The following is a 13622-nucleotide window of genomic DNA, read 5'->3' as shown; positions in this document are numbered from 1 at the left end:
TGCCACCCGCTCTCAGGGCGGAGCGCGTCCAAGAACGCGACCGCGGGCCAGGGTGCAGCGCCACTCATGTCGCCGCTCCCAGGTCGCGCAGCAACCGCTGCACGTTCTCCCAGCGGTAGTGCAGAGGCGCGGGTGTAGGGTGCTCATCGACGATCCACTCGGCGCGCTTGGTGCGGCCGTCCAGGGTCAGGGCCAGCCGGGCGCGGCGGGTCTTTCGCGGCACCTCGGCGTCGGTGTAGCAATCGAGCAGGGGGGCTGGATCGGAACGACGCTCTCGCACCCAGCGCTGCGTCTCGACCAGAACGGTGCGCAGCGTTTCGCTCACCGGCCCGATATCCGCTTCGATGGCAGCGATGTCGAACTTCGCTGCGTCAGTACCGTATTTCGCCACTGCGTCCGCCAGTTCGTTTCGCCGTTGGTGCTGCGCCGACAACCCGTCCTGCCCCGCGCACAGCCGCTCGACCAGGGCCGCGTACACGCCACGGCCGATCGCGATCAGCGCGGCCGCACGGCCAGCGTGCACGAGCGCTTCGCGGTCGGGCCCGGCAAGGTCCAGTACAGCGGCGTCCCAGCAGTTGTCCGCTGCGGCGAAGCCGGAGGCCGCCAGGCGCGCCAACAACGACTCGCGTGAGGGGTCTGCGCTGCAAGGCGTGGCATTCCAGCGCTGGCGAATGAAGTTCGCTTCGGATCGACGTAGGTCGAAGCCAAGGCTCGAGGCAGCATCCCAGCTCTCGCGCAGCGCCGGCAGCGCGATGAACGGCGGCTCCAAGTCGCCCAGCGGCGTGCCGTCGTCGTCCACGCGCTGCGACGAGGCCTTGAGCCGCCTATGCACTTCGCGGCGCGACCAGGGTCGATCGTTGCCACGCCGCTGCACGATACCCCATGCAGTGAGCGCACTCCAGTAAACAACCGAAGGCGGCTGCTGGCTGGATTCAGGCCACTTGGCGCCGCCGATGATGCCGGTACCGGCGCCCTGCAGGCGTTGCACCAGACGCAGCTCTTCCCGTTCAACGAGTCGGTCGATTGACCCGGCATTGCGGCGCCGCGCAAGCGCCTCGTACATCCACGGCACGAACAACGCATAGCGCAACCGCGTGTGCAGCACCGACGTCCCCGGGAAGAAACGATCGGCATAGCGCTGGTGGATTTCGAGAAACCCGATCTCGTCGCGGACCCCCTGCGTCTGGCCGGCAAGCTGGGCCTGGGCCCTTCTCAAGGCTTCGCGCGACAGGTAGGTCCAACCGAAACTCGCCATCCTGCGCGGTGCGCTAGACAAGATGGCTTCGTGACGCCGGGCGGCTCGCCCCCTGCAATGCCGTGGGCTGCGAGCACTGGGCCTGGGGAGCTACACCAAGGTACCTGGCAGACGGGCTGCCGGTGTGTTCCAGTTTATTTGGGAGGGGTCGGGCCATAGAGATCAAATCTAGCATCCTGTTCGTCGGCTTGGGCGTTCACAAGGACAGCATCCAGCCGACGCCTGGAGCCCGAGGCGCAGGCCAATGTCGAGCTGATGGCTCACCGGCCCCTGGTTTCATTACTCTGGACTACGGCAAAGCCATCCGCCCGATCTGCCGCATAGTTTGTTCTACTGTGTAGGAGGCTCGAATTGTTCGCCAACGACGTGCTGTCTGTCGATGGAAGCAGGTGCAAGGGCGTCAACTACCGCGACAAGAATTTCAACAAGCACTAGGTCCAGGGATGTTTCGACACAGAGAACGAAGATGCCCCCATTTTCAGAGGACCTGCCCCCAGAAATGCCCCCTCATGCCCCCGGATTGATGCACACTTCTGCGCACGCACTCACACGATCGGCTAGGCTCTCACAGAGGGAGAACGGAAAAGGCCGGAAGCTTGTGGAAGCTTCCGGCCTTCGAATTGGTCCCGCCGCCAGGAATCGAACCTGGATCTCAGCCTTCGGAGGGCCGAATTCTATCCGTTGAAATACAGCGAGATGGGGCTCCGGCCATCGACCGGAGCCCTCCATTATCGCTCATCAGGCCGCGGCCTTGCAGGGCGCTTGGGCGCCAGCCAAAAACCGGAACAAGACCGAAACCAGCCGCCAGGTCCTGCGGGCTTTGCGGATGCCCTGCACGCCGACTACGACAGCAGAACCACGCAGCTGTTCGCGAAGCAGGCCACCCCATCGAGGCCGGGCCGCATGGCGCTCTAGAGCCTTTCGACCGTTTGCTCAGGACGCGGTCTTGAACAGACAACTATGGACGAGAGGAAGTCCACCTCGCCAGAGCATGGCTTGATGCCTCCTGCAAAAGGTCGGACGGATTCGGATCGCCACGCAGCAACGTTGTCCGGAAGGCCGTGACGTCTGCTACGAAGGGGTAGTACAAAATTCCCTCCCGTGTCCCCTGCCACTTCAATAAAATCGCAGCTTTATCAATGACTTGCGTGCGTGGTGAAACTATGGGTTCGACTCCCTTCACCCGCTCCAAACCCGACCATTGCGCATCACGGCCCCTCTCGCAGGGGCCGTTTTCATTGCGCTGGTGGTATCGATCGTCACGGCCCGGAGTCGGCCTTCATGCGTTGCTTCGAGGACGTATTCGCACCATCGATGCATCCCATTCACCCAAAGCGTTTTACTCCCGAAGCGCTCATCCCTAACCTCTGCCGACCTCCAATCCGCCCCCATTGAAGGGACGGACAGAGGTCTGCAGACGCGTGCCTGGCGCTCCAGCGTTCGTCGATCTGCCGGTACAGAACGACAGAACGGAACGCGAGACATGCCCAAACTCCTCTTGTTGATCAGCGCCAACACCACCAGGCAGATCAAACTGCGCAAGCCGGAAACCAGCATCGGGCGGGCCTCGGGCAACGACATCGTCATCAGGCATGAAAGAGTCAGCCGTTTCCATGCCGCGCTGGTCCTCGACGGTCCATTCGTGACGATCAAGGATCTGGCCAGCAGCAACGGCGTCTACGTGAACGACGTCAAGGTGGAGACGCAGCATCTTGTCGATGGCGACAGCATCTCCATCGGCGGCTGCAGAATGCGCTTCCTGGCCGGCAATCAGGACTACACGGCCGTCGAGGCCTTGCGGCTGCTGACGATCCCGGGGCTTCCGCTCGAACTGGCATCTCAGCGCGTCTCTCCCACATGGGCTGACGCATTGCGCGGCGCGGCCGCCTGACCCGCTCGATCTCGGCACTCCTCGAAGGGTCATCCGCCAAGCCGCCCTCGCACCGCCTCCTACAATGGGTCGCATGCGCTTCCCGGCCACCACCCTCCTCGTCACTGACTGCCCCGCTGCAGCCCCCGCCGCCCTCGCGGCAGGCCGGCGCACGCACGCAGCCGACGGCAAGGCGACCCGGCCCGCCGAGCGCACGCCAGCCGCACTTTCCCCCGCCCGGCGATCGCCCTTCCCTCTTCTCGTTTAGCGCAACCATCGATCGCCGGGCTTAAGCCCCGCGCGACAGCGACCCTTTGCGGCTCGCATTCGATTGGAGTGCTTCATGTCATCGACGACCACCCTTCGCGGCGAGCGCACGCTCACCGAACTCGATCACCTTCGTCTCAGCAAGCTGCTCGACGAAAAATCCCACCCGGGGCTCGAAGCTCTCCTCGATGCCGCCGAACTGCTGCGCTCGCGCGAAGTGCCGGCGGATGTCGTCACGATGTATTCGCAAGTGACCATCGCGGATGTGCCCTCGGGCCGGCGCCACAAGCTGACCCTCTGCTACCCCAAGGATGCCAACCCCGGCGCCGGCCTCGTCTCGGTGCTCTCGCCGGTCGGCATGAGCCTGATCGGCTTGCGGCTCGGCGCGGTGGCGAGCTGGACTTTGCCGAGCGGCGAGGAAGGCCGCGCCGAGGTGGTCGAGATCCTGTTCCAGCCCGAGGCCAGCGGCGACTACACGACCTGAGAGCCCGCGCGAACACCCTCAGTCGTCGACGCCGGCCAGCAGATCCTGCGACTCGTCGTCGAAGCCCGGCACCGGCTGCGCCTTGGCCAGCGCCATCCAGAGGCTGAAGGGCATGCGCGGCAGCGCGCGGTGCACGGCCGAGCGCGCCACGACCAGCCGGCCCTCTTGCGCGATCAGCACGCCGCATTCGGCCGGAATCTCGTCGGGCTCGCCGATGGGCCGGCCCTTCGCATCGCAGCCCAGCACGTACCAGCACTCGCCGCCGAGGTCGAGGTAGGCAGCGCGCTTGTCAGGCTTGCGCAGGTCGCCCAGCAGGTCGGCGCGATTGACCTTGACTTCGTGGACGATCGGTTGCGCATAGGCCTCGACGCTGGTGTTGCGGATCGAGAAGACGTCCGGCCGCGCGATGCACCAGCGCGGCTTGTCGCCCTCGCTCGCGGCCGGCAGCCGCGCCCGCAGGCTTAAGGCCCGCCAGGCCACGCGGCCGGCGCGCGTCATCTCGCGCGCGACCTGCTCGACCAGCGCCTCGTGCTTGGAGAGCACCGCGCGGTTGACGACCAGCGTGCGCGCAATGTGCGCGATGCCGGCATCGGTGACGCGCAGCGTTTCGTGGCCCGGCGCCGAGCGCACGCGTTCCAGCAGGCCGGCGGCCAGCAGGTCGACCTCGATGGCGTCGCAGCAAGGCCAGCCGGCCGAGCGATAGACCTCGCGCAGGCGGCGCGCATGCAGGCGCCCCAGCGCCGCCGCGCCGGGCGGCGGATCGGCCACTGGCGGCGGCGCGCCCGGCTCGGTCATCGGCGGATCAACCGCCGGCGGGTCGCCCTCGGGCGGCGGCGGTGGCGGTTGCGCGGGCGTTGGCGGGATCGGCAGATCGGGCGCGGGCGGCGGCGGCCCGATGGGTGCGTCGACGTCGATGCCCTGCGAGGCGAGTGCTGCTGTCATCGCGCAAGGTTAGCGAAAAGCAGCGGCCGAGGCGAGTGCGGGCGCGGCTACGGGCGCTGGCCCGCAGACCCGGACATGACCACCACCACCTGCGCCTGCGTCTTCCCGACCGAGAGATAGACATGCCCCACGCTGCTGTCGAAGTAGACCGACTCGTTGCGCCGCACCAGCACCGACTCGCCGGTCTCGAAGCGGATGCGCACGGCGCCGGACAAGACCATGCAGAACTCGTGGCCGGGATGCCGGATGAAATCGGCGAACTCGGTTTCGTGGCGCGCCAGGATGCGGCCGTGCATCGGCTCCATGGTCTTCGCCGGATAGTCGGTGCACAGCATCCGGTATTCGTACTGGTCGCTGGCATAGCTCGGCGAACTGTCGGGCGCCGAATGAACGAAGGTCGGCGCCGCCTTGCCCGTGCGGCGCGCGGCCGGATCGAACAGGCGTGAGATATCGACGTTCAGCGCCCGCGCGACAGCGGCGAATTTCTCGTAGCTGATGGAGATCTGCCCGAGCTCCATCTTCGACAGCGTGGACAAGGCCACGCCCGAACGAGCGGACAACTCCTTCAGCGTGATCTTGGCGGCCTTGCGGATCGAACGCAGCCGCTCGCCCATGACATCGCGTCCTATCGATTCGACGGGCGCGGCGGCCGATCTGGTGCGGCGCGACTTCTTCGCGGGTGGCGTGGGCGGAGGACGCAAGGGACGGACCATGGGGCGGCGCATTATGGCGCACGGGGCGCGGCTTGACCGTACCTGTGCCCCGGAACGATAATTCTCGTAAATGAGAATTCAGATTCCATGAGCACGCCGCCTTCCTTCGACTTCGCAGTGATCGGCGCCGGCATCGCCGGCGCATCGCTCGCATTCCATTTGGCCGGGCGCTCCAGTGTGATCGTGCTGGAGCGCGAGTCCCAGCCCGGCTATCACTCGACCGGCCGCTCCGCCGCGATGTTCATGGAAAGCTACGGCACGCCGGCCATCCGGGCGCTGACGCGCGCGAGCCGCGCGTTCTACGAGCAACCACCCGAAGGCTTCGCCGCGCATCCGCTGCTCACGCCGCGCGGCGCGCTCTACATCGCCAGCGAGGCCCAGTTGCAGGAGCTGCAGGCGACTTTCGAGGCGCTGTCGCGCAACGCTGCGAACGTCCGCCTCGTCACCGGCGAGGAGGCCGTTTCCATGGTGCCGGTGCTGCGCGCCGATCGCGTGCATGCGGCCATCTTCGAGCAGGATGCACAGGACATCGACGTCCATGCACTCCATCAGGGCTACCTCAAGGGCATGCGGGCCCGCGGCGGCACGCTGCGCTGCAACGCGGAGCTCGCGGCGGCGGTGCGTACCGAGGGCTTCTGGCAGCTGAGCCTGGCCGACGGCCAGCAGGTGCAAGCGCGTACCCTGGTCAACGCCGCAGGTGCGTGGGCCGACCAGATCGCGGACCTGTGCAAGGCCGCGCGCGTCGGGCTCGAACCGCGGCGGCGCAGCGCCTTCACCTTCGCGGCACCCGAGGGCCTCGACTGCACGGCATGGCCGGCGGTCGTCGGCATCGACGAAAGCTTCTACTTCAAGCCGGATGCCGGCCAGCTGCTGGGTTCCCCGGCCAATGCCGACCCGGTCGTGCCGCACGACGTGGTGCCCGAGGAACTGGACGTGGCCCTGGGCATCCACCACATCGAGAGCGCCACCACCTTGTCGATCCGTCGCCCGAGCCATGCGTGGGCCGGACTGCGTTCCTTCGTGCCGGACGGCGACTTCGTGCTCGGCTGGGAAGAGATCTGCGAAGGATTCTTCTGGCTTGCCGGCCAGGGCGGCTATGGCATCCAGACGGCGGCGGGCGCGTCAGAGCTTGCAGCAGCCTTGCTGCACCACGAGGCGCCGCCGGCGCACCTGCTCGCCCATGGCGTGGATCCCCTTGCATTCCGGCCGGGGCGACTGCGTTGACTCCGGCGCCGCAGGGGTTTCTACTGGCACGATTCATGCAGGTTTTCGGCTTTGCTCGGATATGAGAATTCTCGTTAAAGAGAATTTTCGAACCACCACCGAAAGGACTTTCATGCAACTTCGCATCAGCGCCCTTCTTCATGCCGCAGCATGGGCCTGCGCATCCCTCGCGATCACGCTGTCCGCCCATGCCGCCGGCTATCCGGAAAAGCCGGTGCAGATCATCGTTCCGTTCCCACCGGGCGGTGCGGGCGACGTGATGGGGCGCCTGCTGTCGCGGCAACTCGAGGCACGGCTCGGGCAGCCGGTGATCGTCGACAACAAGCCCGGCGCGGGCACCGCCATCGGCGCACAGTTCGTGGCGAATGCCAAGCCCGACGGCTACACGCTGCTCTTGAGCTCCAATTCCACCTACACCCTCAATCCGGCCATCCAGCCCAAGTTGTCCTACGACCCGATCAAGGCTTTCGAGCCGCTGGGCATGGTGGCCAACCTGGCGCTGGTCCTGGTGGCCCATCCGACGGTGCAGGCGAGCAGCGTGCAACAGCTCGTTGCAGCCGCCAAGGCCGAGCCCGACAAGTACATGTACGGCTCCTTCGGCAACGGCACCGTGTCCCACTTCGCCGGAGAGATGTTCAAGTCGGCGGCCGGCGTCAAGCTCACGCACGTGCCCTACCGCGGCAGTGCGCCGGCGATGACCGACCTGGTCGGCGGACAGATCCCGCTGGCCTTCGACAGCGTGGTGGCCGCGGTGCCGCACATCAAGACCGGCAAGATCAAGCCCCTGGCGGTCACCACTGCCGCGCGCTCGGCACTGCTGCCCGATGTACCGACCGTGGCCGAGAGCGGCTACCCCGGCTACCAGATGAGTTCCTGGATCGTGCTGGTCGCGCCGCGCGGCTTGCCGCCGGAGGTCAAGCAGAAGCTGGAGCAGGCCCTGGCCGCCGCCATGGAGGACGTCGAGATGCGCGAAAAGCTCAAGGGCGTGGGCTTCGAGCCCGCCTATGCGCCCATCAAGGACTGGAGCGGCATGGTCGGCAAGGACATCACCCGGCTGCGCAAGATCGCGGAACAATCGCAGATCAAACCCGACTGACCTTTTTCCCTTTGGGCCTCGCACATCCATGTCATCCGGCAACACCCTTCCAGACCAGTCCGCCGTCGAACTGCGCCGCATGATCGGCAGCCGCGAGGTCTCGCCCGTCGAGGTGCTGGAGTCCAGCATCGCGCGCATCGAGGCGCTGAACCCGGCCGTCAACGCGCTCACCGCCACCTGCTTCGAGCGCGCGCGCGAAGAGGCCGTCCGCGCCGAGGCGCAGGTGCTGCGCGGCGAGGCGCTCGGCAGCCTGCACGGCCTGCCCATCGGCATCAAGGACCTGGAAGACACCGCCGGCCTGCTGACGACCTACGGCTCGCCGCGCTTCCGCGGCCAGGTGCCCGCGCGCGACCACGCACTCGTCGCGCGCTTGCGCGCCGCGGGTGCCATCGTGGTCGGCAAGACCAACGTGCCGGAAATGGGCGCCGGCGCCAACACGCGCAATCCGGTCTGGGGCGCCACCGGCAATCCCTTCGATCCGATGCGCAATGCGGGCGGTTCGTCGGGCGGCTCGGCCGCTGCGCTCGCCACAGGCATGCTGCCGCTGGCAACCGGCTCCGACACCGGCGGGTCGCTGCGCATTCCCGCGGCACTGTGCGGGGTGGTCGGCTTCCGTCCCTCGCCGGGGCTGGTGCCGGTGGAACGCAGGCAGCTCGGCTGGACGCCGATCTCGGTGATCGGGCCGATGGGGCGTACCGTGGCCGACACCTGCCTGCAGTTCGGCGCCCAGGTCGGGCAGCATGCCTGCGACCCGCTCACCTATGCGGTGGACGGCCGCACGTTCACGCAGCTCGCACCTGCGGACCTCGCTTCGCTGCGCGTCGGCTACACCGAAGACTTCGGCGTCTGCCCGGTGGACGACGGCATCCGCACGCTGTTCCGCCAGCGCATCGCAGCGATCCGCCACCTGTTCCGAAGCGTCGACGCGGTGCGGCCCGACATGGGCGAAGCCGACCGCTGTTTCGACGTGGTCCGTGCCGCGAGCTTCGTCGCGGCATTCCGCGAGGCCTACGAAACCGACCCGGACTCGCTCGGGCCCAACGTGCGCGCCAACTACGAGATGGGCGCGAACATGACGATGGCAGACGCCACCTGGGCGCACCTGGAGCAGACGCGCATCTTCCGATCGTTCCAGGCGCTCTACGAGGACTTCGATCTCATCCTGTCGCCGACCACGCCGGTGTCGCCCTTCGCCTGGACGCTGCCCTACCTCGATCAGATCAACGGCCAGCCGCTGCGCAACTACTACCACTGGCTGGGCCTGACCTACGTCGTGACGCTGGCCACCAACCCGGCGCTCGCCCTGCCCTGCGGCGTGGACGCGGCCGGCATGCCCTTCGGCCTTCAACTGGTGGGCCGCTTCCGCGGCGATGCCGAACTGCTGTCGGTGGCGCATGCGATGGAAGCCGCGTTCGCGCGCATGCCCGAAACGCAGCGGCCGCAGCCGGATCTCGCTCGCCTCGCGAAGCCCGTGCCCGAGCTCAAATCGATCGTGACGCACCCGCCGATCCTCGACGCCGCCATGCCTCCCGCGGCAACCGGGGGCCATGCGGCGGTTTAGGGCCTGTTCAGGCCGCCGCAGGCGATTCCGCCTCACTCCTCGTCGCGCACCCGGTGCTGTCCCATCAGCGTCTGCTGCAGCGCCGGCGGCACCGCCTCGTAGTGCGAGAGCTCGATGGTGTAGCGCCCCTGCCCGCTGGTCAGCGCATTGAGCCGCGACTGGTAGCCCGACAGCTCCGACAGCGGCACCTGCCCCCGGATCAGCACCGTGCCCGCCGAGCCGTTGGAGGTGCCCGTGACCAGGCCGCGCCGCCCTGACAGGTCGCCCGTGACGTCGCCGATCGCCGTGTCCGGCGCGGCGATGTCGATCTGCACCACCGGCTCCAGCACGATCGCGCGCGCCGCCTGGATGGCCGCGATGAAGGCCTTGCGGCCGGCGGTGGCGAAGGCGATGTCCTTGCTGTCGACGCTGTGGTGCTTGCCGTCGTAGACCACCACGCGCACGTCGACCACCGGGTAGCCGGCGATCGCGCCGCGTTCGAGCACCTCGCGCACGCCCTTCTCGACCGCGGGGATGAACTGGCTCGGAATGGTTCCGCCCCGCACCTCGTCGGCGAACTCGAAGCCGGAACCGCGCGGCAGCGGCTCGATGCGCAGGAACACCTCGCCGAACTGGCCGGCGCCGCCGGTCTGCTTCTTGTGGCGGTGGTGGCCCTCGGCCGGCACCGTCACGGTCTCGCGGTACGCGATGCGCGGCGGCCGCGTGTTGACCTCGAAGCGGTAGACCTCGCGCAGCCGCTCGAGCAGCACGCGCAGGTGCAGCTCGCCCAGGCCGTAGACGATGGTCTCGTTGGTGACCACCACATGCTCCAGCCGCAGGCAGGGATCCTCGTCGACCAGCTTGCCGAGGATCTCCCACATGCGCTGCTCGTCGCCATGCCGCTTGGGCTCGATCGCCAGCCCATGCACCGGGATCGGGAATTCCAGCGGCGCGAGATGGACCCGGTCGTCCTCGGCCGCGTCGTGCAGCACGGCGTCGAAATGGATCTCGTCGACCTTGGCCACGGCCGCGATGTCGCCCGGCAGCACGCGCGACACCTCCACATGGTCCTTGCCCTGCAGCAAGAACAGGTGGCCCACCTTGAAGGGCTTGCGCCCGTCGCCGATGTAGAGCTGGCTGTCGCGCGTGAGCGTGCCCTGGTGCACGCGGAAGATGCCCATCTTGCCGACATAGGGGTCGACCGTGACCTTGAACACGTGCGCCAGCACGTGCAGCGAAGGGTCGGGCCTGGCCTCCATGGGCTTGGCCTCGGCACCCTCGCCGACGATGAAGTCCGGCGGGTTGGCCTCGGTCGGGTCGGGCAGGAGCTTGACGATCACGTCCAGCAGCTCGGCCACGCCGGCGCCGCTGCGCGACGAGACGAAGCACACCGGGATCAGGTGGCCTTCGCGCAGCGCCTGCTCGAGCGGCGCGTGCAGCTCGGCCGGATCCACGTCGCCCTCTTCGAGATAGCGGTCGACGAAGGCCGCGTCGACCTCGACCACCTGCTCCACCAGCGCGCGGTGCGCCGCTTCGACGGGGCCGAAGTCGGACTGCCCGAAGCGGTTGAAGAAGCAGTCCACCACCTGCTTGCCGACCCCGTCGGGCAGGTTCAGCGGCAGGCATTCGCGGCCGAATGTGGCCTGGATGTCGGCCAGCAGGCCCGCCAGCGAGATGCCCTGCGAGTCGATCTTGTTGACGATGATCATGCGGGCGAGGTGGCGCGAGGCTGCGTACTCCATCATGCGCACGGCCATCGGCTCGATGCCGGTGGCGGCATTGATGACCACCGCGGCCGTTTCAACCGCCTCCAGCGCCGGCAGGCTCTGGCCGAGGAAGTCGGGCCCGCCGGGCGTGTCGATGAAGTGGATGCGCGTGCCGGCATGCGTCAGGTGCATCACCGATGCGTTGAGCGAATGCTGCATGCGCCGCTCGATCGGATCGTGGTCGCTGACGGTGCTGCCCCGCTCGACGCTGCCCGGCGCGCCGATGGCGCCCGCCTTGTAAAGCAAGGCCTCGGCCAGGGTGGTCTTGCCCGAGGCCGAGGCCCCGACGAGCGCCAGTGTGCGCACCGTCTCCATTTCGGCCGCGAGGCCGTTCGATCGGCTTGGCATGGGTGGTCTCCTCCCGCCCGGTAGGCGCGCCGGACGGCTGGTTGGGATCGCGTGTTGCCTCTGCCGACCCAGCGTACGGGATTGACCGGCCCGGCGCAAGCGGGGCAGCTACGACGTGACGATCGCTTCGTCTCCAGGGTTTCGCAGGGTCTGCCTTCCCAGGGCGTGCAGCACGGGCAGGGCGGCGAGCGCCGCCGTCAGATGCTTGAGGGTGTGGCCCGATATCAACTGCTGCGTCGCCTCGTAGATCGCGTGGTCCGACAACTCGAACAGCTTGGCCAGGCCGTAGAAGAAGATCACCCAGCCCAGCTTGACCCCGATGGCGCCGCTCACCGGCTTGGCGAGCGCCAGCGTCAGGACCAGCGCCATGCCGCCGTACTGGACCAGTGCCCACGGCAGTACGTTCCCGGTTTCGTGATGGACGCCCACTGCCAGCAGCCCTCCGGCCAGCGCGAACCAGGCCGCCGGCCAGCCGGCGCGCGCACTCACCCGGTCGCAGACCGCGAGGCCCAGGATGCCGGCGAACGCGACCGCCATGCCGGCACGGTCTGCGGCCAGCCGCAGGCCGTCGGGCTGCAGGTGATAGAAAACCGACCCCGCGGCGGTGAGGATCAGCCCCGCGAAGAACATCCAGGCGCAATCGAGCGCGTTGTCGGGGAGCTGGTTCGGGGGCTGCGGGCCCGGCACGGCGTCCTGAGCGTCTTTGTGAGCCCGGTCCAGCCGGCGCAGCCGGAGCAGGCCCCAGATGCCGATCGCCGCAAAGGGCAGATTGCTCAGCACGTCCATCGCGTTCGGGAGCCCGTGCCAGGCACGGTTGTCGGCAAAGGCCGCAGCGGCCATTTCGGGCGTCGGCAGCGCGGGCCCAATGATGGCGGTCACCCACAGCAAGGCGAACAGGATCAGCAATCCGCGTTCGCGATGTGAGAGCGACGGCACAACCATGGCGGAACTCCAGGTAGCTCGAAGAGGCGGAATCCAATTTTCCGCCTCCTCAGGCAACAGCCGACAATATTCCTCACCATGCCGAGTGCATCGGCGAAAAGGCTGACCATGAAAACCTTGTTTCTGGTGCGGCATGCCAAGTCGAGTCGCGACGATCCGTCCTTGCCCGATCGGGAGCGGCCATTGAACGATCGCGGCCGCGATGATGCGCCCAGGATGGGCAAGCGCCTGACCCAGCGCGGGGTGAAACCCGATCTGCTCGTGTCGAGCCCGGCGCTGCGGGCGCTGACGACGGCGCAACTCATCGCCGACGAGATCGGCTACCCACGCAAGAACATCGTCGTCGATGAGCGGCTCTACGCCAGCAGCCCGGACGACCTGCTGGCCGTCATTTGCGCGCTCGACGACAAGCTGGACCGCGTGATGCTCTTCGGCCACAACCCCGAGTTCACCGAGCTCGCGCACCGGCTGTCGAGCGAGATCATCGACATGCCCACCTGCGCCGTCGCCGAGTTCCGCTTCGATGCCAAGGCATGGGCGGATGTCGCGGAGGCCGGCCCGGCGAAGGCGAAGCTGGACGCGCCGAAGAGGTAGCTAAGCGAGCAGCGACACCCCAGTCAGCCAACGGTGTGCCCCAAACAGGAAGCCGGCATACACCACCAAGCCACCCGCGAGCGCCATGATGTCGTTCAGAGCACCCGGCGGAGCGCCAGGCACGCTGTGTGGCACAGCGCGGCGTTGGACGGAGATCCAGTCGGCCACTGCCCAGACGAGGAAAGCTCCGAACAGCAACACGTCGGCCAGCGTGCCATTGCCCAGCAGGTGCGCCGTTGCCCAGAGCGCCACGGCAAGCAGCATGGGGTGCTTGACCGTTCGCTGGATGCGCCCGGGCAGGTAGGCCGCGAACAGCAGTGGAAACACCGGCAGCATCAACAGCAGCGCGACATGCCGCAGCGCGGGCGGCGGCGTGTAGAGCACCACCGGCGTCTGGCGAGCCAGGCCATAGCCATAGATGAGCAACAGCAGGCCGGCGAGCGAGGCCAGGGCGTACATGCCTTTCCAGACTCGCTCGCCGCGCCGTTCGACCTGCGCATCGCGCCAGGCGGGCGCGACGATGGACACAGAATGAATGCCAAGGAACAGGATGAGGCCAACGACAAGAAGAGACATGGAAA

12 protein-coding genes and 1 tRNA gene are annotated in these 13622 nt (G+C 67.7%); 6 read left to right on the top strand and 7 right to left on the bottom strand.

All coding sequences use genetic code 11. From position 1 onward, the window contains the following. Positions 1 to 64: 64 nt before the first annotated feature. Together ACSQ9I_RS12220 and ACSQ9I_RS12215 are read right to left on the bottom strand one after the other, a co-directional pair. A complete protein-coding gene (locus ACSQ9I_RS12220; RefSeq protein ID WP_436313333.1) occupies positions 65 to 1255 on the bottom strand; it encodes a DUF6361 family protein in 1191 nt (396 codons plus the stop codon). A 621-nt stretch (positions 1256 to 1876) separates the two neighbouring features. Next, positions 1877 to 1951: transfer RNA gene (locus ACSQ9I_RS12215), tRNA-Arg, on the bottom strand. A 787-nt stretch (positions 1952 to 2738) separates the two neighbouring features. On the opposite strand from ACSQ9I_RS12215, the gene ACSQ9I_RS12210 reads away from it, so the two are divergent. Both ACSQ9I_RS12210 and ACSQ9I_RS12205 read left to right on the top strand, forming a co-directional pair. Continuing rightward, a complete protein-coding gene (locus tag ACSQ9I_RS12210) occupies positions 2739 to 3146 on the top strand; it encodes an FHA domain-containing protein (RefSeq protein WP_436296186.1) in 408 nt (135 codons plus the stop codon). 322 nt (positions 3147 to 3468) lie between these two features. Next, on the top strand, positions 3469 to 3876 hold the full coding sequence (locus ACSQ9I_RS12205; RefSeq protein WP_093109278.1) for a GreA/GreB family elongation factor: 408 nt from the start codon (positions 3469 to 3471) through the stop codon (positions 3874 to 3876). Between the two features lie 18 nt (positions 3877 to 3894). Here the strand turns inward: ACSQ9I_RS12205 and ACSQ9I_RS12200 are convergent, their stop codons facing one another. Further along, positions 3895 to 4818: a hypothetical protein gene (locus ACSQ9I_RS12200; protein WP_436313332.1), complete on the bottom strand. Its 924-nt coding sequence runs from the start codon at positions 4816 to 4818 to the stop codon at positions 3895 to 3897. A 47-nt stretch (positions 4819 to 4865) separates the two neighbouring features. Then, positions 4866 to 5531 (bottom strand): helix-turn-helix domain-containing protein, encoded by a 666-nt coding sequence (locus ACSQ9I_RS12195; protein ID WP_436313331.1) that lies wholly within the window; start codon positions 5529 to 5531, stop codon positions 4866 to 4868. Positions 5532 to 5618: 87 nt separating this feature from the next. On the opposite strand from ACSQ9I_RS12195, the gene ACSQ9I_RS12190 reads away from it, so the two are divergent. The 3 genes from ACSQ9I_RS12190 to ACSQ9I_RS12180 all read left to right on the top strand — a co-directional run bounded on the left by ACSQ9I_RS12190 (position 5619) and on the right by ACSQ9I_RS12180 (position 9412). Continuing rightward, positions 5619 to 6755 (top strand): NAD(P)/FAD-dependent oxidoreductase, encoded by a 1137-nt coding sequence (locus ACSQ9I_RS12190; protein WP_436313330.1) that lies wholly within the window; start codon positions 5619 to 5621, stop codon positions 6753 to 6755. A gap of 112 nt (positions 6756 to 6867) precedes the next feature. After that, a complete protein-coding gene (locus tag ACSQ9I_RS12185; RefSeq protein ID WP_436313329.1) occupies positions 6868 to 7851 on the top strand; it encodes a Bug family tripartite tricarboxylate transporter substrate binding protein in 984 nt (327 codons plus the stop codon). A 28-nt stretch (positions 7852 to 7879) separates the two neighbouring features. Then, positions 7880 to 9412: an amidase gene (locus ACSQ9I_RS12180; RefSeq protein ID WP_436313328.1), complete on the top strand. Its 1533-nt coding sequence runs from the start codon at positions 7880 to 7882 to the stop codon at positions 9410 to 9412. Between the two features lie 32 nt (positions 9413 to 9444). On the opposite strand, the gene fusA is transcribed toward ACSQ9I_RS12180, so the two are convergent. Beyond that, positions 9445 to 11505, bottom strand: coding sequence for an elongation factor G (gene fusA / locus ACSQ9I_RS12175; protein WP_436313327.1), 2061 nt, complete (start codon positions 11503 to 11505; stop codon positions 9445 to 9447). Between the two features lie 108 nt (positions 11506 to 11613). After that, positions 11614 to 12447, bottom strand: a complete 834-nt coding sequence (locus ACSQ9I_RS12170) for a hypothetical protein (protein ID WP_436313326.1) — start codon at positions 12445 to 12447, stop codon at positions 11614 to 11616. Between the two features lie 78 nt (positions 12448 to 12525). Here ACSQ9I_RS12170 and ACSQ9I_RS12165 point away from each other — a divergent pair, with 78 nt between their 5' ends. Further along, entirely contained in the window at positions 12526 to 13041 is a 516-nt protein-coding gene (locus ACSQ9I_RS12165) for a SixA phosphatase family protein (protein WP_436313325.1), read from the top strand. On the opposite strand, the gene ACSQ9I_RS12160 is transcribed toward ACSQ9I_RS12165, so the two are convergent. Beyond that, positions 13042 to 13617: an NnrU family protein gene (locus ACSQ9I_RS12160; RefSeq protein ID WP_436313324.1), complete on the bottom strand. Its 576-nt coding sequence runs from the start codon at positions 13615 to 13617 to the stop codon at positions 13042 to 13044. Positions 13618 to 13622: the final 5 nt, after the last annotated feature.

This window comes from Variovorax sp. LjRoot84, from assembly GCF_964254305.1.
Taxonomy (GTDB): Bacteria; Pseudomonadota; Gammaproteobacteria; order Burkholderiales; family Burkholderiaceae_C; genus Variovorax.
Note: the sequence above shows the minus strand (reverse complement) of the source record. Positions and strands in the feature narration are given on the sequence as shown.